Source organism: Rhizobium sp. 1399 (assembly GCF_031455475.1).
Classification (GTDB): Bacteria; Pseudomonadota; Alphaproteobacteria; order Rhizobiales; family Rhizobiaceae; genus Rhizobium.
The window spans coordinates 44,197-67,834 of sequence record NZ_JAVDSU010000017.1 but is presented as its reverse complement, the minus strand read 5'-3'; the positions used below and the strand labels follow the sequence as shown (position 1 = coordinate 67,834).

Below are 23,638 nucleotides of genomic sequence, written 5' to 3'. Positions count from 1 at the left end.
TATGTCATTTTACGAGGATCGTTTCATGCACCGCTCGCTCAAAAGCTGCTCTGCACTTGCCCTTCTGTTTGCCTGCGTCCTAGCAACAGGCGCTGCTGCCCAGCAGGCTCCGGATGCGGCAGCTTCGGCCCCGGCAGCACCCTGCGGCGGTGATCTCTCCACCTTCCTCCAGGGCGTCAAGAAAGAGGCGATTGCAGCGGGTGCGAGCGCCGAAGCAGCAGACCAGGCCTTGGCCGGCGCTGAGATCGACCCCAAAGTCCTGAGCCGAGACCGCGCCCAGGGCGTCTTCCGCCAGACCTTCCTCGAATTCTCGCAGCGCACCGTCAGCCAGGCTCGCCTCGATATCGGCCGCCAGAAGATGAAGCAATATGCCGATGTTTTTGCCCGCGCCGAGCAGGAATTCGGCGTTCCCGCCGGCATCATCACCGCCTTCTGGGCAATGGAAACGGATTTCGGCGCCGTACAGGGCGATTTCAACACGCGTAACGCGCTGGTGACGCTTTCCCATGACTGCCGGCGCCCGGAGCTCTTCCGCCCGCAGCTGATCGCCCTCATCGAAATGGTGCAGCATGGCGACCTCGACCCGCAGACCAACACCGGCGCCTGGGCCGGTGAAATCGGCCAGGTTCAGATGCTGCCGCGCGATATCATCGCCTATGGCATGGATGGCGACGGCGACGGCCATGTTCGCCTCAAGCAGAGCGGCCCGGACGCGATCCTGACGGCTGCCAAGTTCATCCAGCATCTCGGCTTCGAGCGCGGCCAGCCCTGGCTGCAGGAAGTCACCGTGCCAGATAACCTTCCCTGGGAAAAGTCGGGCCTCGGCGGCACGATGACGGCTGGCGAATGGTTCAACCTCGGCGTCAAGCCGCGCGACGGCAACACCGCTTTCGCCAATCTTGAAGGCGATCTCGTCCTACCACAGGGTCGCCTTGGACCGGCCTTCATCGCCTATCCCAATTTCAAGATCTATCTGGAATGGAACAAGTCGTTCATCTACACGACCTCTGCCGCCTATTTCGCGACCCGCCTCTCCGGCGCCCCGACCTATCAGAAGGGCACGCCCGAACAGGGCCTTTCCAACGACCAGATGAAGCAGCTGCAGACGAAGCTCGATTCGCTCGGCCATGACGTCGGCGAGATCGACGGCATCCTCGGTTCCGGCACTCGTGTAGCAATCCAGAAGGAACAGCTCCGCCTCGGCATACCGGCCGACGGCTGGGCGACACCGGCCCTGCTAAACGCACTCTGAGACTTCACATTTGCTCTTTTGCCACCCGGCTTCGTGAATCGGGTGGCTGCTTCCCACTGATCGGGTAAACCTGCCAGCAAATGGGAGGGATCGGCGTGGAACAGAAAATGAGTGCTTTGACCTGGGGGCTTCTTACCCTGCTCGGTCTGATCTGGGGCGGCTCCTTCTTCTTCGCGCGCGTCGCTGTTGTGGAGGTGCCGCCACTCACCCTCGTCTTCCTGCGCCTCTCCATCGCAGCCGTCGCGCTGCATATCTACATCGGCGGGCGCTTCGGCATCTATCCACTGCTGAAGAGCCGGTGGCGCGAATTCCTCATTCTCGGCATCCTCAACAACGCCCTGCCCCATGCGCTGATCTTCTTCGGCCAGACGCGCATCGGCGCCGGCCTTGCCTCCATTCTCAATGCCACGACGCCGATCTGGACGGTGCTGATCGCCAATTACCTGACATCAGATGAGAAGCTCTCCTCGGCCAAGATCATCGGCTGCCTTACCGGCCTTCTCGGCACAGTCGTCCTCATAGGCCCGAGTATCACTGATGGCAGCGACCTGCCCCTCTGGGCACTTCTCCTACCCGTAGTCGCAGCGGTCTCCTACGGCTTTGCCGCCACTTACAGCAAGCGCTTCAAGGGCGTGGCGCCGCCCTTCATCGCTGCCGGCCAGATGACGGCATCCTCGCTGGTCGCCCTGCCGCTGTCGCTCGTTATGGACCGTCCCTGGGCACTCTCCATCCCCTCGGCCAACGCCATCGCCGCCATTCTGGCAATCGCCCTGCTATCCACCGCCTTCGGTTATATTCTCTACTTCCGTATTCTGGCCGCTGCAGGCGCGACCAACGCCTCTCTAGTGACGCTGCTCGTGCCGCCGAGCGCGATCCTGCTCGGCTTCCTGTTCCTGGGTGAGCTACTGGAAATGACCGAGATTGCCGGCATGGCGCTGATCGGCGCGGGACTTGTCATACTGGATGGTCGCATCTACCACCGCTCTGGCGCGGTAACCTGAAATGATTATGCTGCAGTGCGCCATTCTTTCGCCAAAAGCGTGAATCGCTGCTATCGGTTTGTAACGAAGCGTTAAATTTTGAGAGCGTAATTTTCTAATTATATTTCAGCAGCTTACAGGATGGCTCCTAGACTTATCCACTGCCCTCTTCGGCAGTGCAGCACAAGAAGCGCTTCCCAACTAACACATTTCCGACATATTATTAGCTGGTTAACGCGAGGAGGCAGACATGGGACTTACGCAATCCTTGAATGTCCTGTTGGTCAGTGCAGCGTTCGCATTCGTCGTATCCATGCTCTTCATTTGAGCCGATACGAAGCGTAAAGACTGAATACCGAACTCCTGAAACAATCAGCCCCAGATATTGAAAAGCGCATGCCCCGCCCGGCATGCGCTTTTCCTATATGCTGATAACAGTATCTGTCTGATCAGGCGGCAGCGCCGGCGCTTCTCGCCGTCTGTCGCGAATGGCCGAGGTTGGCGAGAACGGCAGAAACCAGCGGCGCACGGTTCATCGTATAGAGATGGAACTCGTGGAGGCCGCGACGGACGAGATCCTCGATCTGCTCGGCTGCGACATCGGCGGCAACCTTGGCGCGCTCCTCCGGCTTGTCGTCATATCCGGCAAAACGTTGATCGAGGAAATCAGGGATGACCGTGCCGCAGGCGCCGGCAAAGCGCTTCAGCTGCGTCAGGTTCTGGATCGGCATGATGCCCGGCACGACAGGGATCTTGACGCCGGCCGCACGCACCTTTTCGAGGTAACGCTCGAAGTTGTCATTGTCGAAGAAGAACTGTGTCAAGGCGCGGTCGGCGCCATTGTCGGCCTTGCGCTTCAGCATCTCGATATCGGCAGCCTGGTCGCGGCTTTCCGGATGCTTTTCCGGATAGGCCGAGACGGAGATTTCGAAATTGCCGATCTGCTTGAGGCCTGCCACCAGTTCGGCTGCATTGGCGTACCCACCCGGATGCGGCTGGTAGGGCGCACCGACGCCGCCAGGCGCGTCACCGCGCAGCGCCACGAAATGCGTGACGCCTGCCTTGCGGAAGCTGTCGACCACCTGATGCGTCTCTTCCTTCGTGGCGCTGACGCAGGTCAGGTGTGACGCGGTCGCAAGCGGCGTATCGGTCAGGAAGCGCGTGACCGTGGAGAGCGTCGGCGCCTTGGTGGTGCCGCCGGCGCCATAGGTCACCGAGACGAATTCCGGGTTCCAGTCCTGCAGGTCGCGGACGGTGTTCCAGAGCTGGCCCTCCATCTCCTCAGACTTCGGCGGGAAGAACTCGAAGGAGATCCTGATATCGCGGCGGCGGGCGTCGTTTTTCTGGGTCATTTATTCTCTCCCGGCAAATGTAGGTACGGCGCCTTCGGTCTCCAGCGAGGCCATCAGGCGCCTCGGGTCGCGTGCGAGCCAGACCGTGACCGTGAGGCCCTGCTCGCCCTGCTGACCCGGATGAAGGTCGACGACCTGCTCTATATCGAGCCCAGCCTTGCGCACCCAGTCCGACATGGCCTGATGCGAAAAGCCGAGACGCACATGGGCATGTTCGTCGCGAAGATATTCGAGGTTGTGCGGCGCCAGATCGATAATGACGAGGCGTCCACCCGGCCGCAGCATGCGCGCGGCTTCCGTGATCGCGATGTCAGGCTGATCGAAGAAATGCAGCACCTGATGGATGGTGACCAGATCGAAATCCTGCCCCTCGAAAGGCAGGTTCAGGATATCGGCGTGGCGTACCGAAGCCGTGGTGATGCGGGACTTGTCGAGATTGGCGCGCGCCACGCTCAGCATGTCGCGGCTGGCATCGACGCCGATCGCCCGACGATAACGGCCGGCGAGAAGCTCCAGCATGCGGCCGGTGCCGGTGCCGAGGTCGAGCAGGGAATCGATCGGATTGGCCCCGAGCAGCTTGATGACGGCCGCATCCACCTCCTCGTCAGCAGCATGCAGACGGCGAAGCTCGTCCCATTCGGCGGCGTTGCGGCTGAAATAGGCCTGCGCCCGCTCGGCACGCTGGCGCTTGACGGCAGCCAGACGCTCGCCGTCACGCTGGACGACAGGATCGTTTTCGGAGACATGCTTCAGCAAGGCCCGTACCAGAGCAGCGGCCTTGCCCTCCTGCGCCAGCCGGAAATAGGCCCAGGCGCCTTCCTGATAGCGGTCTATCAATTCCGCCTCGCCAAGCAGCTTCAGGTGCCGGGAGATACGGGGCTGGGATTGGCCGAGAATTTCCGTAAGATCTGTTACGGTGAGATCGCCTGCCGCGAGCAGCGCCAGCAGCCGCAGGCGCGTCGGTTCGCCGGCCGCCTTCAAGACGTCCACCAGCGCATCCAGTCCAAGCCTTAGGGGTTCGCTCATACTCTACCCAATCAAGATATAAAGATATCTTTATGTGATTTGGATAGCTGAGGCAAGCGGCATTTTACCGATTTGCGAACTTGCCTGTGGTGATAACGACAGCAGACATTAAAAAAGCCCCGGACCAGCCGGGGCTTTCGAAAAGCGCAAAGAGCCGATCAGCGCGTCAGGCGCTTGTGGGCCTGGCTGCCCGGGTTCAGGGCGTCAGGGCCGAGACGGCGAACCTTGTCCTGCTCATAGTCCTCGAAGTTGCCTTCGAACCATTCGACATGGCCCTCGCCTTCGAAAGCGAGGATGTGCGTGGCCAGACGGTCGAGAAACATGCGATCGTGGCTGATGATGATGGCGCAGCCGGCAAATGCTTCCAGCGCGCTTTCCAGAGCACCCAGCGTTTCCGTATCGAGGTCGTTGGTCGGTTCGTCGAGCAGCAGAACGTTGCCGCCGGCCTTCAGCATCTTGGCAAGGTGAACGCGGTTGCGCTGACCACCCGAGAGATTGCCGACCTTCTGCTGCTGGTCGCCGCCCTTGAAGTTGAAGGCGCCGCAATAGGCGCGCGAGTTCATGTCGAACTTGCCGAGCTTGATGATTTCCGCACCGCCGGAGATTTCCTCCCAGACGGTCTTGTTGCCGTCGAGCGCGTCACGGCTCTGGTCGACATAACCGAGATGCACAGTCTCGCCGATGCGGACCGATCCAGCATCCGGCTTTTCCTGGCCGGTGATCATCTTGAACAGCGTCGTCTTGCCGGCGCCGTTCGGGCCGATGATGCCGACGATGCCGCCCGGCGGCAGCTTGATCGACAGGTCGTTGATCAGCGTGCGACCCTCGAAGCCCTTGGTGATGCCCTCCATCTCGATGACCACCTGGCCGAGGCGCTCGCTGACCGGGATGATAATCTGCGCGTCGCCGGGACGCTGCTTCTCGGCAGCCTCCACCAGCTGCTCGTAGGACTTGATACGCGCCTTGGACTTGGCCTGACGGGCCTTCGGGCTGGACGCGATCCATTCCTGTTCGCGGCTGATCGCCTTCTGACGGCCTGCCTCTTCGCGGTTTTCCTGCTGCATGCGCTTGGCCTTGGCGAGCAGGTAAGCCGAATAGTTGCCTTCGTAGGGAATGCCGCGGCCACGGTCGAGCTCGAGGATCCAGCCGGTGACGTTATCCAGGAAGTAGCGATCGTGGGTGATCATCATCACAGCGCCCGGATAATCGCGCAGATGCTTTTCGAGCCAGGCGATCGTCTCGGCGTCCAGGTGGTTGGTCGGTTCGTCGAGCAGCAGCAGATCCGGCTGCGACAGGAGCAGGCGGCAGAGCGCGATACGACGACGCTCACCACCCGAAAGGCTGGTGACTTCGGCGTCGCGCGGCGGGCAGCGCAGGGCTTCCATTGCCATCTCGACCTGGCTTTCCAGATCCCAGAGGTTCTGGCTGTCGATGATGTCCTGGAGCTTTGCACCCTCGTCCGCCGTCTCGTCGGAATAGTTCATCATCAATTCGTTGTAGCGCTCGAGCACAGCCGTCTTGGAGGCAACGCCTTCCATGACATTCTCAAACACTGTCTTGTTCGGATCGAGTTTCGGTTCCTGTTCCAGGTATCCGACCGTCGCGCCTTCGGCGAGCCAGGCTTCACCGGTATATTCCTTGTCCTGACCGGCGATGATGCGCAGCACGGTGGACTTACCGGCGCCGTTCGGACCCAGGATACCAATCTTGGCATCGGGATAGAAGGAAAGGTGGATATTCTCGAGGATCTTCTTATTGCCATAGGCCTTGTTGAGGCCGGACATATGATAGATGAACTGGCGTGCCATGCTGGGATGCTCCGGGCGGAAACTTGAAATCGTGGCCGCTATGTAGGCGAAACCACGCCCGCGGGCAACGCCGAAACCCTGTTTCGTCAGGATTTCGGCATGTTTCCGTCAGAAGCCAGCAGCATCCACGATGCCTTCGTCACAGCCGAAGGAAGTCTGCCCTGCCCCTTGGATGAGGCCACCGAGGCCCTTCTCCTTCGCTTGAGCCGAAACGGCATCCTGCGAAAGCCCGATCGTCAGTTCGCTGATCACGCGCTTGTTGCCGACGCGCCGGCAGCTCATCTTCACCCGGTCGCTGGCGCCTGCGCCGAAGCTCTTGTCGAAGGCCGCCTTGATTGCATCGGCCTTCAGCGTCTTGCCGACATTGGCGGCAAAGAGATCACGCACGGCCGAAGCATTGAGATCGCCCATCAGATGAATGGCGGTGGCGAAATAATCGTCGGCACTCATTTTCGTGCAGGTGCCGTGCTTGATCCATTCATGCCGCTCGAGCGCCGATTGCGTGCCGGGCATCGCCTTGTCGAGCGCACTCTTCGTCTCGGCCGAAAGGTTCACCGCCGGCAGGCTCGTCCACTGGCCGTCCTTGTCGGCGGCTTTCTGGTCGGCGGATACGTCACAATAGTCTTTCCGCATCGGCCACAGACCATGGAGAGAAAAGTTGGTGGCGTCATAGCGGTCGCCGCTCTGGCTGGCGCATTCAGCCTTCTTCTGGTTGGTCTGGCAGAACGCCGGCTGCCAGCTTGCCGCAAGGATGAACCGTGTGCGCCCGCTTTCCTGTGCGGATACGGAACCGACTGACGACAGCGAAAGGAACAGGATGGAAACCGAGAGTAGAAACTTGCCCATTATTAGCCCCGAAATAGCTCCGACAAAGAACAATACAGGAACAAACAAGCATGAAGCCGAAGTTTGCGCAACCCTGAATCGCAGGGGCAAGCATGCTTTTCTTATGTATGAGCGAAACCGCAATATTGCATTTGCCTTGATATCTGGTCTTTTGGGCGTGGGAGGAATGCATGTTTTCCGAGACATTGCGGCTGCAAAACGCCGCGGCTTCGCTTGCCTATCATCACCAGCCCGCCGTGGGGCAAGCGCGCGCCATCCTGATGATTTCACACGGTCTTGCCGAACATTCCCGTCGTTACCACCGCTTTGCCGAGGCCATGGCTGCAAGCGGCCACCATGTCTATGCGCATGACCATCGCGGCCACGGCGAGACAACGGCCGATGATGCGCCGCTCGGTCGCTTTGCGAGACGCAACGGTATTGAGAGTGTCATCAGCGATATCGCCGCCATGCACACCTTTGCCACGGGCAGTCACCCCGGCCTGCCCGTCATTTTGCTCGGTCACTCCATGGGCGGCCTGATCGCACTCAATGCCGCAGCCGACCTCCCCGGCCGTTTCGCAGCCCTTGCCGTCTGGAATTCGAATTTCGCCGTCGGTCTGTCCGGCCGCGCTGCACAGGCGATCCTGCTTGCCGAGCGCATGCTGAAAGGCTCGGATGTCCCGAGCGACATGCTGCCCAGAATGACATTTTCCGCTTGGGGCAAATCCATTCCCGATCACCGCACAGAATTCGACTGGCTGTCGCGCGATCCGGCCGAAGTCGACGCCTATATTGCCGATCCGCTTTGCGGCTTCGATGCTTCGGTCTCGCTCTGGCTCGATGTCTTCGCCCTCACCTTCCGCGGCATCGAGAAGGAGCGGCTCGAGAGCCTGCCGAAGAACATGCCGATCCATCTGGTCGGCGGCGGCAAGGACCCGGCAACCAACAATGGAAAAGCCGTGCTCTGGTTGTCAAAGCGTTTGAAAAGCCGAGGCTTCTCCCGTATCAGCACTGAGATATATCAGGATATGCGGCATGAAACGCTGAACGAGATCGGCGCGGAAACGGCAATTGCGGATTTCGCCGGTTGGTGCGACGAGGCAATCCGCACGGTCCCGAGCGAAAGGACCTGAGATGACGAGCCTGAGTTCCACCCGCCATCCCGCCTCATCCGAGGTGACGTTCGGCTTGCTTTTCATGCTGCTCTCGGTGCTGATCTCGCCGCTTATCGACATCTTCTCGAAGCTGGCGACGACAACCATCTCCTCCACTGAAGTGGCCGGCTTCCGCTTCGTCATCCAGGCGCTCACCATGCTGCCTTTCATCTTCCTGCGCGGCGCAAAGATCCAGTTCTCGCTGAAGCAGAGCTGGTATCATGCCATTCGCGGCGCGATGGTCACTATCTCGATGATCTGCTTCGTCACGACGCTGAAGGTCATGGCGGTTGCCGATGCCATCGCCATCTTCTTCGTCGAACCGATCATCCTGACGATCCTCGGCAGCATCTTCCTGAAGGAAACGATCGGCTGGCGCCGTTACAGCGCCTGCGCCGTCGGCTTCCTCGGCGCCATGCTGATCATCCAGCCAAGCTTCGAGGAGGTGGGCTATATCGCCCTGCTGCCCGTCGTCAGCGCCTTCTGCATCGCCGTCTTCGCGCTGATGACGCGCGTGCTGTCGCACCGGGAAGACCCTTGGGCCATGCAGTTCCAGACCGGCCTCTGGGGTATCTTCTTCTGCGTCGTCATCCTGTTCTTCGGCTATGGCAGCGGCTCCGACATCATCGATACCACGATGCCCGATCTTCCCGCCTTCGGTTACCTGCTCGGCACCGGCATCGCCGCGGCGATCACCGGCATCCTTGCCGCCTATGCCTATCGCGCAGCACCCGCCTCCACGCTGGCACCCCTGCAATATCTGGAAATCGTCTCGGCCACGGTCTTTGCCTGGCTGGTCTTCGCCGATTTCCCGGACGCGCTGAAATGGCTGGGCATCCTCATCGTTATCGCGTCCGGCCTCTACATCATCTGGCGCGAGCGGCGCTTTGCTTCCAAACCCGTATCCGATACATCTGAGGCAACGCGGGCGCCCTGAAATCCGCCGCCCATGGGAGGACTTGGGAGGAACTTGGGAGGAACATGACGGAAGACGTGAAGAAGAAGCCGCCGCTTGCAGGCATAAGGGTCATCGAGCTTGCGCGCGTGCTGGCCGGCCCCTGGGCGGGTCAGATGCTGGCCGATCTCGGCGCCGATGTCATCAAGGTGGAAAACCCCGACGGCGGCGACGACACGCGGCAGTGGGGGCCACCCTTCGTCGAAGGCGCGGATGGTGAGAACCTCTCGGCCGCCTATTATCATTCCACCAATCGCGGCAAGCGTTCGATCACCGCCGACCTCAAAAGCGAGGAAGGCCAGTCGCTGGTGCGCCGTCTCGTCGCCACGGCCGACGTGCTGATCGAGAATTTCAAGCTTGGCGGGCTCGTCAAATACGGGCTCGACCATGAGAGCCTGAAGGCGATCAATCCGCGGCTCGTCTATTGCTCCATTACCGGCTTCGGCCAGACCGGCCCCTATGCCAATCTCGCCGGCTACGACTACATCGTCCAGGGCATGTCCGGCTTCATGTCGATAACAGGCGAACCTGAGGGACAGCCGATGAAGGCAGGTGTCGCGATCGCCGATATCTTCACCGGCATCTACGCCGTCTCGGCGATCGAAGCGGCCCTCATCCATGCACTGAAGACGGGCGAAGGCCAGCTGATCGATATGGCCCTGCTCGATGTGCAATCGGCGGTGCTCGCCAACCAGAACATGAACTATCTGGTTTCCGGCCGCGCGCCCGTGCGCCTCGGCAATGCGCATCCGAACATCTCGCCCTATGAGGTCGTGCCGACGGCCGACGGTTATCTGATCCTTGCCATTGGCAATGACGGCCAGTTCCGCCGTCTCTGCACGATCCTCGGCCTTGTCATCGCCGATGACGAGAACTTCGCGACCAACAAGGCCCGCGTCGCCAACAGGGATGCCGTGCGCCGGATGATCTCGACTGAAACACTGAAATGGCAGAAGGCGGATCTCCTGAAGGCCTGCGAGGACAATGCCGTGCCGGCCGGCGCCATCAACACGATCGAAGAAATGTTTGCCGATCCGCAGATTGTCGCACGCGGCCTGCGCATCGACCTGCCGGATGCCGCAGGCACCATGATCCCTGGCGTACGTACGCCTGTCGTGCTGTCGGAAACACCGCTGCGTTACGAGCGGCCGAGCCCACGCCTTGGCGAGCACAATGAAGAGGTTCTGGCCGAACTTCTGCAATGGGAGAGGAAGACGTCGGTATGAGAAAGAAGGGGCCATGAAGAGGACAGGCGGACAACTGATCGTCGAAGCGCTGAAGGCGAATGGGGTAAAACGCCTTTCCTGCGTGCCGGGGGAAAGCTTCCTCGCCGTGCTCGACGCCCTGCACGACAGCGATATCGACGTGATCGTCTGCCGTCAGGAAGGCGGCGCGGCGATGATGGCCGATTGCTGGGGCCGGCTGACCGGCGAACCCGGCATCTGCATGGTCACCCGTGGTCCCGGCGCCACCAATGCTTCGGCCGGCCTGCACATCGCAAGGCAGGATTCGATCCCGATGATCCTCTTCATCGGCCAGGTGCAGCGGGAGGCGCGTGAGCGCGAAGCCTTCCAGGAAGTCGAGTTCCGCCGCGCCTTCACGGAATTTGCCAAATGGGTCGGCGAGATCGATGATGCCGCCCGCATCCCGGAATTCGTCACCCGCGCCTTTGCGATCGCCACATCGGGACGCCCCGGTCCCGTCGTGCTGACCCTGCCGGAGGATATGCTGCGCGACGAGGTGGAAGCGCCCCGCGCCAAGCGCCATACGCGCGTCGAGGCCCATCCCGGCCGCAGCCAGATCGATGATCTCTACCTGCGCCTCTTGAAGGCCGAGCGGCCGATGGTCATCCTCGGCGGCACCCGCTGGGATGCCGATGCCGTCGCTGATTTCCAGACCTTCGCGGAGCGCTTCAGCCTGCCGGTCGGCTGCTCCTTCCGCCGCCAGATGCTGTTCGATCACCTGCATCCCTCCTATGCCGGCGATGTCGGCATCGGCATCAATCCATCCTTGGCGAAAGAGATCAAGGAGAGCGACCTGCTCATCCTGCTCGGCAGCCGCATGTCGGAAATGCCATCCTCCGGCTATACGCTGCTCGATATTCCCTACCCGGCCCAGTCACTCGTCCACATCTATCCGGACCCGTCGGAACTCGGCCACGTCTATCGCCCCGATCTTGCCATCTGCGCCAGCCCCGCCGATTTCGTCGAAGCGCTCACCGATCTCGAAGCACCCGCCGAGCCGCGCTGGGCCGAACGCACCGAGCGCATGCATCAGGCCTATCTCTCCTGGTCGAAGCCGCCGGCGACAGGTCCCGGCGCCGTCCATATGGGGCCGATCATGGAGTGGCTTGAGGCCAATACGAAGCCAGACACGATCTTCACCAATGGCGCCGGCAACTACGCCACCTGGGTACACCGCTTCCACCGCTTCCGCCGCTTCAACACGCAGGCGGCGCCAACCTCAGGCTCCATGGGCTATGGCCTGCCGGCCGCTGTTGCCGCCAAGCGGCTCTTTCCCGACAGGCAAGTCATCTGCTTTGCCGGCGATGGCTGCTTCCTCATGCACGGACAGGAATTTGCGACCGCCGTACGCTACGGCCTGCCGATCATCGCTGTCATCGTCAACAACGGCATCTACGGCACGATCCGCATGCATCAGGAGCGCGAGTATCCAGGCCGGGTCAGCGCCACCGACCTCACCAATCCGGATTTTGCAGCCCTTGCCCGCGCCTATGGCGGCCACGGCGAGACGGTGGAAAAGACCGAGGATTTCGCGCCAGCTTTCGAGCGGGCACGCGACAGCGGCAAGCCGGCGATCATCGAAGTAAAGCTCGATCCCGAAGCGATCACGCCGACGCGCACTCTCTCGGAAATCGCTCAAACAAAAAGCCGGTGAGTCCGTGAACTAATCTAGTTCACGGACTCACCGGCTTTGATTGGTCGCAGCAGGACGCTCTTAGTCGAGAGCAGCCGTAACGATGAACTCAACCTTGTACTTCGGCGCAGCGAGCTTGGCTTCGCTGGTGGCGCGGGCTGGCGGATTTGCCGGGTCGATCCAGCCTTCCCAGATAGCGTTCATCTCTGCGAAATAAGCGATGTCGGAGAGATAGATGATCGTCTGCAGGATCTTCGACTTGCTGCTGCCGGCAGCGGCGAGCAGGCGGTCGACTTCGCCGAGCGCGGACTTGCACTGATCGGCAACGCTTTCGCCTTCGCCGACCTGGCCTGCGAGATAGACGGTGTTGCCGTGAATGACGGCACCGCTCATGCGGGCGCCGATGTCGATACGCTTGATGCTCATCGTGTTCTCCTGTTCATCAAATGAAAGACGCCGCTTTAGAGCATCGGACCGAAAAGTGTGAAGCGGTTTTCGGATAATCCGATGCTTGAATAAAAAACCTAGAGCGGCGGAGGTGATTCCGTTTTTCTTCCCGCCGCTCTAGGCGGCGTCAGATTATGTCCGGATGGACCGGATCAGGCGCGGATATGATGCGTCTTCTGATAGATCGCCGTGGAGCGTGCGCCGGAGCGGCAGTAGCCGAGCATCGGGCGTTCGAATTCGTCGAGCGCATCGACCATGCCCTGCACGGCTTCCTCGGTCACACCCATCGGGCCGACGGGCACATGGGTGATCTCAAGGCCGATCTCCTTGGCGCGGGCTTCGATGACGCCAAAGGGCGTCTGGTCCGGGCTTTCGTCGTCCGGACGATGGCAGACGATGGACTTGAAGCCGAGCGCCTTGATCTGGTCGAGATCCTCAACCGTGATCTGGCCGGAAACGGAGTATTCATCGTCGATCTGGCGGATATCCATCGTCTCAATCTCCTCGAAAATGGTGGGCTGAAGGTCTACGACGCGTCCTGTCAAGCGTCAACACGTCTTCAGCCAATCACCCCTTCATTAGACGAAAGCGAAACGCAGGCTGTAGCTGCGGCTTTCGCCTGGCTTCAGCCAGTTGAATTCGCCGGCAGCTTCCAGTTCATGGCGCAGCACCCAGCGGTGCGACACGGGCTCGATACCGATGATATCAGCCGGCGCCTTCTGGTTTCGCCAGATCTGCAGATGCGGCAGCGTATCGGCGCGAAAACGCACCTTCAGCGTCCTGCCGCCAACGGCTGCGATCGGCCCAAGCCGGACTTCGGCAAAACCGTCTTCGGTCGCCGGAGCCTCGACGCAGAAGATGCCGCCCGGCTCCTCGCCGAAGGTCCAGGGAAAACCGCCACCATCCAGCATTTTCCCTTCGAGCCGCGTTCCGCCATCCAGCCATTTGCCGCCGGTGTTCATGTGGTACATGAGAAAGGTCGGCACGGTCTCATCGCTCGTGTTGACGACGCGATCCTCCAGGGAAACTTCGCCGGTGGCACCGTCGATCCGCCAGAGACGCTCGATGCGCTGCGGCAGGCCCTCGACGGTGGTGATATCGATATCGGCACGGCATTCGGCATTGCCGATATCGAATTTCGTCCACAGCACCTTGGCCGGATGGCCGGAGGCAGAGCCGTGCAGCGGATAGATCTTGCCATCAGTGCCGGGAATGGGCTGGCGGTGGCGGATATGATCAGGACCGCAGGTGAAGAGGAAACCTTCCAGCGAGTGATCGATTCGCGGGTCGCCATCGTCAGGAATGGCCCGCTTGGGCGCGATATCCACGCCCTCGACAATGCAGCCGGCGATATCCAGCACCGATGTTTCGTCCAGCATCAGGCGTGGCCCGCTTGCGGCGGCAAATTCGATCATCGGCTGTCCTCCCGGGGAATCTTGGTTGCGGTAGGGTTAGGTCGTGCGATCACCCTCGTCAATCGACACCGGTGAAATGGTCAGGGAGCACCGCAACCGGCGACTTCACAGGAACGTCATCTTCGCGCAAGCGTTTATGAGTAAACGCAAAACACTGTTGTTTTTATGTTTTGTTCAGCACGGCTTAAGAAATTCCACACTAGCGTCAAAATTCGCAGGTGTGTGTCTGCCGAGCCACTGATCGAGGTGTGAGACGTGAATCGCTTTATGAAATCGGCCTTTTCTTTTTCGGCCATGCTGTTGGCGCTCGCTGCCGTCGCGCCACAGGCCGATGCCCAGCAATATGGCCGAAACCGGAGCGATATCGTGCTGGTGACGCCAGGCGGCGAAATTCTCGACTATGTCCCGCCCGGCCGCGGCTTCGTCTATGCCCGTGACTACAGCGGCAATCGCGTATTGGTCGATCGCTATGGCAACATCATCGCCACCGAGATGCGCGCCCGCGGCTATTATTCGCCGCGCACAAATCGCGAAGTCTATAACGACGCCTACAACAACGATCCCTATTATCCTGACGATAACCGCCACGGCGACACGCGCTATTCCGAGCGCGGCCCGGTAACCGGCTCCATTCCGCAGGATGCTGCCATAGAGCGCCGGCCACTCGAGGATCAGCCCTACCCCGGCGATCAGCAGGGTCAGGACGACTATGCCGCAATCGAGCCCGATCAGCAGATTCCACCCGCCGATGAGCCGCGTCAGGTGCCGCAGGAACCTGTGATCACCCTCAAGGACAAGTCGAAGCCCGAGATCGTGGCCCTTCAGGTCTTTCTGGATCGCTCCGGCGTTTCGCCCGGTGTCATCGACGGCCATATGGGCTCCAATGTCACCAAGGCGGTCTACGCCTATGAACAGATGACCGGCACCAAGCTCGATCCAAACAATACGGATGCGATCCTCGAAGAACTGCGCATGAATGGCGGCCTGCCGGTCGTCAACTACACGATCACGGATGCGGATGCGGCCGGTCCCTATGTCGCGCAGATCCCGGAAGATTATTCGCAGAAGGCGCTCCTGCCGTCCCTCGCTTACACATCCGTGACCGAAGCGCTCGCCGAACGCTTCCACATGGACGAGAACTTCCTGAAGGAAATGAATCCCGGCGTGGATTTCACAATTCCGGGCACCGTCATCAAGGTCGTCAATCCCGGCGAGAACAAGAAGGGCGCAGTCGCGAAGATCCTCGCCGACAAGGGCCGCAAGCAGGTCTTCGCCTATGACGACGCCGGCAACCTCGTTGCCGCCTACCCCGCCTCGATCGGCTCCACCGACACGCCATCTCCATCAGGCATCGTCACCGTCGAGCGCGTCGCCTTCAATCCGGGCTACACCTACAATCCGAAGATCAATTTCCAGCAAGGCGCCAACGACAGGATCCTCGACATCCCGCCAGGCCCGAACGGCCCGGTTGGTACGGTCTGGATGGCGCTTTCCAAGCCCACCTATGGCATTCACGGCACGCCCGACCCCTCCAGGATCGGCCGCACCCAGAGCCATGGCTGCATCCGCCTGACGAACTGGGATGCGACGGAGCTTGCCAAGATGGTCAAGCCCGGCGTGACAGTCGAATTCGTCGATTGAGGGACACTATTCGCCCGGCGCCTCGGCCGGGCGCTCGCCGAACTGGATGAGACGCAAGAGCTCCACCTGCTTCCTGGCACCCGTCTTCATGTAGACGGACCGCACCTGCGAGCGGATCGTCTCTCGTGAACGGCTGGTTTCGGCGGCCAGGCCCGCAACCGAGCCTCCCGAAACCAGCGCCCTGACGACCCTGATTTCAGCCTGCGTGAGACCGAAATCGTTGCGCAGTTTTTCATCGCTCAGCCCTGCGAGCCTTTGTTTCGGCTCAATCAGGATGGCGACAACAGGCCTTTCGAAGAAGCGTGGCTGGTGGCTCTTTTCAAGCTTGAGCAAGGTGATCTTCCGGCCGTCGGTCAGAACCGTCTGCTGACGCTCCGCCTCCTCTCCATACCGCAGCATCAGTGTGAGGCGGTCATCGGCATCCTTGTCGGCAAGATGCACCGTTCCGAGCGGTGAAAGCCAAACACCTGTTCCCTGTTCGAGCACCGCCTCTCCCAAGCCAGAGGTGGACACCAGTCGTCGCTCTGAATTCAGGAGGAGCACGCCGACACCAATGGCATCGAACAGTCGTCCGCTGATCTCCGAATGGCTCTTTTGCCGGCCGCCGGATTCCAGCGCGATGAAGGCCCGCCTCAGATGCGGCCCGATCCGTGTCAGAAGCCCAGCACAGGCCCGGCTCTCATTGGGGTCGGTCCAGCGGGTCGTGGTGATCGAAAGATTGAACGACCGGTTGCCCTCCCGCAAGATCGCCATGCCGACGGCCCCGTGACCTTCATGCCGATGCCAGAAGTCATTGAAGAACTCGGTCCTGGAAAGCTCTGCATAGGATATGAAATCCTCGCCGATTGCCCCCTGCCCCGTGGGTGTCCTGTCCAGACCGGATATCCACGGATTCAGCCGGCAGTAATAGCGCGTATAGGTGTCGATCCACGACTGATCCATGTTGATGTGGAATTGCGACGAACCTTCCGCCCGCGCAGCGTCGTGATAGAAAAGGCTGGTTCCCGCCCCCGGCAACAGCCCGTTCAACTCTGTCAGGAACGTATCCCATCGCGCTTCGCCGAAAACGATTCCATAGATGGAATCGATAAGCTTGTCGTCGACTTGCCGGGTGATGCTCATGCGTTGCTTCGCGCGTGAAGGGATTTTTACAACCTGATAACCATTACACCAGTGAGCAAATGTAATTTCAAATAGAAAATGCCCCGGCCGAAGCCGAGGCATCAATTTCCCTACTCCGATATTCTGATCAGGCGGCGCTTCGCATCGCGTTTGCCAGCCGAACAGCAACCGGCAGCCGGCCCGGCACCTTGCGGATGATTTCCTCTGCGAAACAGAGGGCGTTTTCACGGGCCTTGTCGAGATTGCTGACGCGCATCGGATCCATCGTATGCAGAGTGCCGCCGCAATCGAAGATGTCGCGGAAGGCCGAGCGTTCGATGATGGCCGTATCGAGAACCGGCACGTGGCGCTCGTTCAGCAGCGCCTTGACGAGCTGCAGCGCGCGGGTGGTAACCATGGAGTTGACGCGTGTCAGCACGACCGAATGACCGATCTTGATGCCTGCCTTCTCCTCCAGATACTGCAGGAGCTCGAGAACCTGAGCGCCGCCGCGGGCATCCATCGCGCAGCCCTGGATCGGGATGAGCACATGGTCGGAGAGGCCGACGGCCGTTGCCAGCAGCGGATTGCGCGCGCCCGGCAGGTCGATGATGAAATAATCGGTATTCTGCTTGTTTTCGCTGATGTGCAGCGGCAGCGAGGCAGTCGTTACGAAATCGATGACGCTGATGTTTGCCACATGGCCGGAGATTTCGTGCCAGCGCGAAATCCAGTGCTGCGGATCAGCATCGAGAATGGTGACGCGGTAACCCTGACGGGCAAGTTCGGTAGCAAGCAGCAATACGGCTGTGGTCTTGCCGGCGCCGCCCTTGGTATTTGCGAATGTGATGACTGGCATATTCTTAGTCCTCGAAGGGAAATGGCGCGAGCCGGCATCGCTCGTTGTTAATCGCACTGTCGGAGCATCGTGCGGTTAACCCATCCTTGCCAATCGTGGTTAACAAACTCTAAACACGCCCGCCGAAATTGCGGCCTGCATTTTTCGCATCCTCAAAAATAAGGATGCCTAAAAGCGCGTAAAGCACGAAAAAAGCCCGGAAAGCCAAGGCTTTCCGGGCCAGTTTAGAGGTCCGCCTTTATCTGATCAGAAGCAATCCCTGAACAGGGTCTTGGTATTTTCGAGCGTCATTGCAACCGGATTACCGCCGGCACTCGGGTCTTCGATCGCCATCGCCGCCAATTCGTCGATCCGGTCGGGGGTGATTCCCATCGCCGTTAGATTGTCGGGGACGTTGAGTTCGGAACGCAGTTTCAGGACGTAATCGTAGAAACCGTCGAAACCACCCGAAATTCCGAGATAGGCCGCGGCGCGCGCAATCTTCTCTTCGATGGCCGAACGGTTGAAGCGCAGAACCGCGGGCATGACGACGGCATTGGTCATGCCGTGATGGGTGTTGTAGACGGCGCCGATCGGGTGCGAGAGCGCATGGATGGCGCCAAGCCCCTTCTGGAAGGCGACCGCGCCCATGGCGGCAGCCGACATCATGTTGGCCCGGGCTTCCAGATCCGTGCCTTCCTTATAGGCGCGCGGCAGGAATTCCTTGACGAGCCGCATGCCCTCCAGCGCGATGCCGGCCGACATCGGATGATAGAAGGGCGAGGAATAGGCCTCCAGGCAATGCGCGAAGGCATCCATGCCGGTGCCGGCGGTAATGATCTTCGGCATGCCGACCGTCAGTTCCGGATCGGCGATGACGACACCCGGCAGGAACTTCGGATGGAAAATGATCTTCTTCACATGCGTCGCGGAATTGGTGATGACGCTGGCGCGGCCGACTTCCGAACCGGTGCCGGCCGTCGTCGGTACGGCAACGATCGGCACGATGCCTTCAACGCTCGCCCGTGTCCACCAGTCGCCGATATCCTCGAAATCCCAGACCGGGCGCGTCTGGCCGACCATGAAGGCGACGCACTTGCCAAGATCGAGGCCCGAACCGCCGCCGAAGGCAACAACGCCGTCATGGCCGCCATCGCGGAAGGCCTTGATGCCGGCCTCGAGGTTCTTCTCGTTCGGGTTCGGATCGACATCGGCGAAGATCGCCCGGCCGAGGCCGGCATCTTCGAGAATGTCGAGCGCGTTCTTGGTGATCGCCATCGAGGCGAGGCCGCGGTCGGTGACGAGCAGCGGCTTCTTCATGCCGAGGCTCTTGCAGGCGTCGGCCAGTTCCTTGATGCGGCCACGGCCGAGCTTGACTGATGTCGGGTAGCTCCAGTTTGCGGTGATGTTGGCGCTGCTCATGCTGTGACCTTCTTGAGATGGTAGGATTTCGGGCGCGTCAGATTGTGGAAGCCGATAATCGACAGCGAGCCGCCGCGGCCGGTTTCCTTGACGCCGGTCCAGCACAGAGCCGGATCGAGATAATCGGCGCGGTTCATGAAGACAGTGCCGGTTTCGATTTCGCGGCCAAGGCGCCCTGCACGCTCAGCATCCTTGGTCCAGAGCGAGGCCGTCAGCCCGTACTGGCTGTCATTCATCAGCGCCAATGCCTCGTCGTCATTCCTAACCTTCATGATGCCGACGGCTGGGCCGAAGGTCTCTTCGCGCATGAAGGCCATGGAATGGTCGACATTGACGAGGATCTGCGGTGCCAGATAAGCGCCGCCGTCATCGGCCGGGAACAGCTTCGGATCGACCAGAGCCTTGGCGCCCTTGGCGACCGCATCAGCGATCTGCTCGCGCACCACCTTGGCGAAGCGCTTGTGCGCCATTGGCCCGAGCGAGGTCTCTGGATCGAGCGGATTGCCGAGCTTGTAGTTCGAAACCCAGGCGACCGACTTTTCGACGAAGGCGTCATAGAGCGATTCATGCACATAGATGCGTTCGATGCCGCAGCAGCACTGGCCGGAATTATAGGTGGCTCCATCCATCAGCGTATCGACAGCAGCGTCGAGATCAGCATCTTCCATCACATAGCCCGGATCCTTGCCGCCGAGCTCGAGGCCAAGACCGGTAAAGGTCCCGGCCGCAGCGCGTTCCATCGAGCGACCGCCTTCGACCGAACCGGTGAAATTGACGAAGTTGAAGTTGCCGGCGGCGATCAGCGCCGAGGTCGTCTCATGGTCTAGGAAGACGTTCTGGAACACATCCTCTGGAATACCGGCCTCGACAAAAGCCTGCACCAACCGCTCGCCGACGAGCAGCGTCTGCGAGGCATGCTTCAGCACGACGGTATTGCCCGCCATCAGCGCCGGCGCGATCGTGTTGATCGCCGTCATGTAGGGGTAGTTCCAGGGCGCCACGACGAAGACGACGCCATGCGCTTCGCGCTCGATGCGGCGCTCGAACTTGCCGCTCTCCTCGACGACGAGCGGAGCCAGAGCATCGGCAGCGATCGAAGCGACGTAATTGGAGCGCTCGTTGAAGCCGCGATATTCGCCGCCATACTTGATCGGCCGGCCCATCTGCCAGGCAAGCTCGGGCACGACGACATCGGACATCTCGTTGAGACGGGCGACACCCTTCAACACCAGTTGGACGCGATCTTCGAGCGGGCGCTTGGCCCAGGCCTTCTGCGCCTTGCGCGCACGCGCCACGGCTTCCTTTGCCGCTTCAAGCGAAAGCGCCGGACGCTCCGCGTAAACAGAGCCGTCAATCGGCGAAATGCATTGGATCATTGTCATGATCTAAATCCTGTTTTCTTCTGAGCCGCAGGGAAAGACGACACGACTTGTCTTCCGCAGGGAGAATCCAGTCGGGCGGCTTTCCGCTTCGGATACGTTCTTAAGCTCTCTCGAAGCCGCGCGCCACTTCCCAATCCGTGATGCGGCGGTCGTATTCTTCCTGCTCCCATTCGGCCGCGCGGGTATAGTGATCGATCACCTCGTCGCCGAAGGCTGCCCGCAGCATCTCCGATTCCGTCATGGCCTTGGTGGCGGAGCGCAGCGTGCGCGGGATCTCGCGGATGTCCTTGCCGAAATAGGCATCGCCCACATAGGGCGCCTCCAGTTCCAGCTTCTTCTCGATGCCGTCGATGCCGGCGGCAAGCAGGGCCGCGAAGGCAAGATAGGGATTGAGATCGGAACCTCCGACGCGGCATTCGATACGGATCGCCTTGGTTTCCTCGCCGCAGAGGCGGTAGCCCGCCGTGCGGTTATCCTTGCTCCAGACGGCCTTTGTCGGCGCGAAAGTGCCGGCCATGAAGCGCTTGTAGGAGTTGATGTAAGGCGCCAGGAAATAGGTGATTTCGCTCGCGTGGCTGAGCAGGCCGGCAATATAGTTCTGCATCAGCGGTGTCATGCCATGATGGCCGGCATGGTCGAAGAAGAGCGGCTTTTCTTCGAGGCTCCAGAGCGACTGGTGGATATGCGAGGAGCTGCCGGCGGCGTTGTAATGCCACTTGGCGAGGAAGGTGATCGCCTTACCCTTCGACCAGGCGATTTCCTTGCAGCCGTTCTTGATGATCGCATGGCGGTCGGCCATGGTGAGCGCATCGGCATAACGCACATTGATTTCTTCCTGGCCGGCAGACGCCTCGCCCTTAGAATTTTCGACCGGAATGCCGGCACCCTGCAGGCCTTTGCGAATCGCCCGCATCACCTCTTCTTCCTTGGTCGTCTGGAAGATGTGGTAGTCCTCATTATAGGCGCTGGCGAGCTTCAGGTTGCGGTAGCCGGAAGCCTGTGCCGCCTCGTAGGTCTGGTCGAACAGGAAGAATTCGAGTTCGGAGGCCATATAGGCCTTCATGCCCATGTCCTCCAGGCGCTTGACCTGCTTCTTCAGGATCGCGCGCGGCGAATGGGCCACTTCCTCATGCGTATGGTGGTCGAGCACGTCGCAGAGAACGAGCGCGGTACCTTCGAGCCAGGGAATGACGCGCAGCGTCGAAAGGTCCGGCTTCATCGTATAGTCGCCGTAGCCCTTTTCCCAGCTCGTCGCCTTGTAGCCGGAGACGGTTTCCATCTCCATGTCGGTTGCCTGTAGGTAGTTGCAGCTATGCGTTTCCTTCCAGGCGCTTTCGAGGAAAAACTCCGCCTGGAAACGCTTGCCCATCAGGCGCCCCTGCATGTCCACCTGGCAGGCAAGCACCGTATCGATGCGCCCGTCGGCAACGTCCTGTCTGAGATCGTCGAGAGTATAGCTGCTCATGATGTATCCGCCTGAAATTGAACCTGAGAAATCGGGAAAACGAAACGGCATGCGACCGCCGGGATCAACCCGCCCGATGCCTTTTCGTTGAACCGTGAGGGGGCCGCGTGATGCGGCCCCGCCATGTGAGAGGGAAGCCTCAGTTCTTAGCTTTCGCCGACGGCCTTTTCGGCCGCTGCGATCTCGGCCTGGCGTTTTGCCACTTCGTCGCCGATCGGCGGGCCCTTGAAGCGGCGGCTTTCGAAGCCGAACCAGACGATGCCCGTCAGCACCAGGAACCCTACCGTGACGTAGAGCGCCGGCCTGTTCGGCGGCTGAATGCCGAGAACGAAGATCAGGATCATCGCGAGGATCGAGAGGACCGCGAAGAGCTTGAACATGCCTTCGCCGAGGTTCCACGGACCCATCTTGTCCCACTTCGAGGTTCCCCAGGCAAAGAGGCCGAGTGCGATCGGGATCGCGAAGGAGAAGAACAGGAAGATGACCGTGCAGGATACGACAATCGTGTAAACCGGCGTGTCGCCGATCGAGACGAGCGACGAGCCCCAGACGAAGAGCACCGAGAGGATCGAGCCCGTCCAGATCGCAGCAACCGGCGTGCGGTAGTTCGGGCTGACCTTCGACAGCGCCTTGGAGGCCGGCAGGCCGCCATCACGCGAAAAGGCGAAGATCATGCGCGAGACCGAGGTGACGGTCGCAAGGCCGCACAGCCATTGGCTGACGAAGATCGCCAGATACAGGATATCCTTGACGATCGGGTTCACCTGGCTGTCCATCGCCCAGAAAAACACGTTCCAGCCCTGCTTTGCCGCGTCGTCCATGTTCGGCAGCATGAGCACGAAGGCGCACAGCATGATGTAGCCGAAAAGCGCCGACCACAGGACCGACGCGACCATGCCGCGCGGAACGGAATGCGCCGCCTTGACGGTTTCTTCCGAAGTATGCGCGGAAGCATCATAACCGGTGATGGTGTAGATCGGCAGCAGAAGGCCGAGCAGGAACACCCAGGCGCCCGATGTCGTGGGCCATACATTGCCGCCGACTTCGCCGGAATAGTTGGCAAAGGTGAAGAGCCGGCCGAACTCATAAGAAGGTGCGGCAAGCAGGCACACAGCTGCGAGCACGATCGCGGTTGCAAAGATCAGGTAGCCGGAGAAGTCCGTGAGCTTTGCGGTGAGCCCGATGCCCATATGGTTCACAAGCGCCTGCGCGCCGGTGATGATCACCAGGAAGACGATCCGCACCAGCGTCGTGTCCGTCAGGCCGAGATAGCTCGTGCCGAAGGCGCCCATGAAGAAATAATAGGTGCCGACATTGATGGCGCCGAGAACGGTGACGAGGCCAAGCAGGTTGAACCAGGCTGTCAGCCAGCCGGTGAAACGGTTGCCGAGGATCGAACCCCAGTGATAGAGGCCGCCCGCAGTCGGATAGGCGGAGCTGATCTGCGCCATGGCGACGGCAAAAACGAGCGAAACAAAGCAGCCGATCGGCCAGCCGATGCCGATGGCGGCACCGCCCGCGCCCGAGGTCGCCTGCGCCAGCGAGTTGATACCGCCGGAGAGGATGCAGATGATCGAAAAGGAAACGGCGAAATTCGAAAACGAGCTCATCCGCCGTTCGAGTTCCTGGGCATAGCCCATGGAATGCAGGATATGTACATCCTGCTTCTTATCACTTTCGGTATAGTCCGACATG

At 60.7% G+C, this 23,638-nt stretch carries 20 protein-coding genes; 7 read left to right on the top strand and 13 right to left on the bottom strand.

What is annotated here, in order from left to right; genetic code table 11:
* Positions 1–25 precede the first annotated feature (25 nt).
* Positions 26–1,252 (top strand): lytic murein transglycosylase, encoded by a 1,227-nt coding sequence (locus tag J2X71_RS33620; protein ID WP_113322248.1) that lies wholly within the window; start codon positions 26–28, stop codon positions 1,250–1,252.
* A 107-nt stretch (positions 1,253–1,359) separates the two neighbouring features.
* Positions 1,360–2,253, top strand: coding sequence for a DMT family transporter (locus J2X71_RS33615; protein ID WP_405049782.1), 894 nt, complete (start codon positions 1,360–1,362; stop codon positions 2,251–2,253).
* 428 nt (positions 2,254–2,681) lie between these two features.
* On the opposite strand, the gene metF is transcribed toward J2X71_RS33615, so the two are convergent.
* The 4 genes from metF to J2X71_RS33595 all read right to left on the bottom strand — a co-directional run bounded on the left by metF (position 2,682) and on the right by J2X71_RS33595 (position 7,264).
* A complete protein-coding gene (gene metF / locus J2X71_RS33610; RefSeq protein ID WP_113322245.1) occupies positions 2,682–3,584 on the bottom strand; it encodes a methylenetetrahydrofolate reductase [NAD(P)H] in 903 nt (300 codons plus the stop codon).
* Entirely contained in the window at positions 3,585–4,610 is a 1,026-nt protein-coding gene (locus tag J2X71_RS33605; RefSeq protein ID WP_310389296.1) for a metalloregulator ArsR/SmtB family transcription factor, read from the bottom strand. It lies immediately after the preceding gene.
* Between the two features lie 158 nt (positions 4,611–4,768).
* The gene (gene ettA / locus J2X71_RS33600) at positions 4,769–6,418 is read right to left on the bottom strand and encodes an energy-dependent translational throttle protein EttA (RefSeq protein WP_310389294.1); all 1,650 of its coding nucleotides are present in this window, start codon (positions 6,416–6,418) and stop codon (positions 4,769–4,771) included.
* A gap of 108 nt (positions 6,419–6,526) precedes the next feature.
* The gene (locus tag J2X71_RS33595; RefSeq protein WP_310389292.1) at positions 6,527–7,264 is read right to left on the bottom strand and encodes a ribonuclease T2 family protein; all 738 of its coding nucleotides are present in this window, start codon (positions 7,262–7,264) and stop codon (positions 6,527–6,529) included.
* 170 nt (positions 7,265–7,434) lie between these two features.
* On the opposite strand from J2X71_RS33595, the gene J2X71_RS33590 reads away from it, so the two are divergent.
* From J2X71_RS33590 to J2X71_RS33575, 4 genes are read left to right on the top strand one after another with little or no spacing between them, the layout of a single operon-like run.
* Positions 7,435–8,379 (top strand): alpha/beta hydrolase, encoded by a 945-nt coding sequence (locus tag J2X71_RS33590; protein WP_310389289.1) that lies wholly within the window; start codon positions 7,435–7,437, stop codon positions 8,377–8,379.
* Position 8,380: 1 nt separating this feature from the next.
* Complete coding sequence (locus J2X71_RS33585; RefSeq protein ID WP_310389287.1) at positions 8,381–9,337, top strand: DMT family transporter; 957 nt, start codon at positions 8,381–8,383, stop codon at positions 9,335–9,337.
* Between the two features lie 44 nt (positions 9,338–9,381).
* A complete protein-coding gene (locus J2X71_RS33580) occupies positions 9,382–10,581 on the top strand; it encodes a CaiB/BaiF CoA-transferase family protein (protein WP_310389285.1) in 1,200 nt (399 codons plus the stop codon).
* Positions 10,582–10,594: 13 nt separating this feature from the next.
* Positions 10,595–12,253 carry a thiamine pyrophosphate-binding protein gene (locus tag J2X71_RS33575; protein WP_310389283.1) on the top strand — a complete coding sequence of 553 codons (1,659 nt, stop codon included), beginning with the start codon at positions 10,595–10,597 and terminating at the stop codon, positions 12,251–12,253.
* A gap of 60 nt (positions 12,254–12,313) precedes the next feature.
* On the opposite strand, the gene J2X71_RS33570 is transcribed toward J2X71_RS33575, so the two are convergent.
* The 3 genes from J2X71_RS33570 to J2X71_RS33560 form a co-directional block, all read right to left on the bottom strand.
* Positions 12,314–12,658, bottom strand: a complete 345-nt coding sequence (locus J2X71_RS33570; protein WP_310389281.1) for a RidA family protein — start codon at positions 12,656–12,658, stop codon at positions 12,314–12,316.
* A 173-nt stretch (positions 12,659–12,831) separates the two neighbouring features.
* Entirely contained in the window at positions 12,832–13,170 is a 339-nt protein-coding gene (locus J2X71_RS33565) for a TIGR01244 family sulfur transferase (protein ID WP_310389279.1), read from the bottom strand.
* Positions 13,171–13,257: 87 nt separating this feature from the next.
* Positions 13,258–14,094, bottom strand: a complete 837-nt coding sequence (locus tag J2X71_RS33560) for a DUF4432 family protein (protein WP_310389277.1) — start codon at positions 14,092–14,094, stop codon at positions 13,258–13,260.
* 255 nt (positions 14,095–14,349) lie between these two features.
* Between J2X71_RS33560 and J2X71_RS33555 the strand changes: the two genes are divergently transcribed.
* On the top strand, positions 14,350–15,735 hold the full coding sequence (locus J2X71_RS33555) for a L,D-transpeptidase (protein WP_310389275.1): 1,386 nt from the start codon (positions 14,350–14,352) through the stop codon (positions 15,733–15,735).
* A gap of 6 nt (positions 15,736–15,741) precedes the next feature.
* Here the strand turns inward: J2X71_RS33555 and J2X71_RS33550 are convergent, their stop codons facing one another.
* The 6 genes from J2X71_RS33550 to J2X71_RS33525 all read right to left on the bottom strand — a co-directional run bounded on the left by J2X71_RS33550 (position 15,742) and on the right by J2X71_RS33525 (position 23,637).
* Positions 15,742–16,857 carry a hypothetical protein gene (locus tag J2X71_RS33550; RefSeq protein ID WP_310389273.1) on the bottom strand — a complete coding sequence of 372 codons (1,116 nt, stop codon included), beginning with the start codon at positions 16,855–16,857 and terminating at the stop codon, positions 15,742–15,744.
* Positions 16,858–16,984: 127 nt separating this feature from the next.
* On the bottom strand, positions 16,985–17,695 hold the full coding sequence (locus J2X71_RS33545; protein WP_310389271.1) for a ParA family protein: 711 nt from the start codon (positions 17,693–17,695) through the stop codon (positions 16,985–16,987).
* Between the two features lie 246 nt (positions 17,696–17,941).
* Complete coding sequence (locus J2X71_RS33540) at positions 17,942–19,096, bottom strand: iron-containing alcohol dehydrogenase (RefSeq protein WP_310389269.1); 1,155 nt, start codon at positions 19,094–19,096, stop codon at positions 17,942–17,944.
* Positions 19,093–20,478: an aldehyde dehydrogenase family protein gene (locus J2X71_RS33535; protein WP_310389266.1), complete on the bottom strand. Its 1,386-nt coding sequence runs from the start codon at positions 20,476–20,478 to the stop codon at positions 19,093–19,095. The genes J2X71_RS33540 and J2X71_RS33535 overlap by 4 nt, the downstream gene beginning before the upstream one ends.
* 100 nt (positions 20,479–20,578) lie before the next feature.
* On the bottom strand, positions 20,579–21,943 hold the full coding sequence (locus tag J2X71_RS33530) for a glutamine synthetase family protein (RefSeq protein WP_310389264.1): 1,365 nt from the start codon (positions 21,941–21,943) through the stop codon (positions 20,579–20,581).
* Between the two features lie 146 nt (positions 21,944–22,089).
* The gene (locus J2X71_RS33525; protein WP_310389261.1) at positions 22,090–23,637 is read right to left on the bottom strand and encodes an amino acid permease; all 1,548 of its coding nucleotides are present in this window, start codon (positions 23,635–23,637) and stop codon (positions 22,090–22,092) included.
* Position 23,638: the final 1 nt, after the last annotated feature.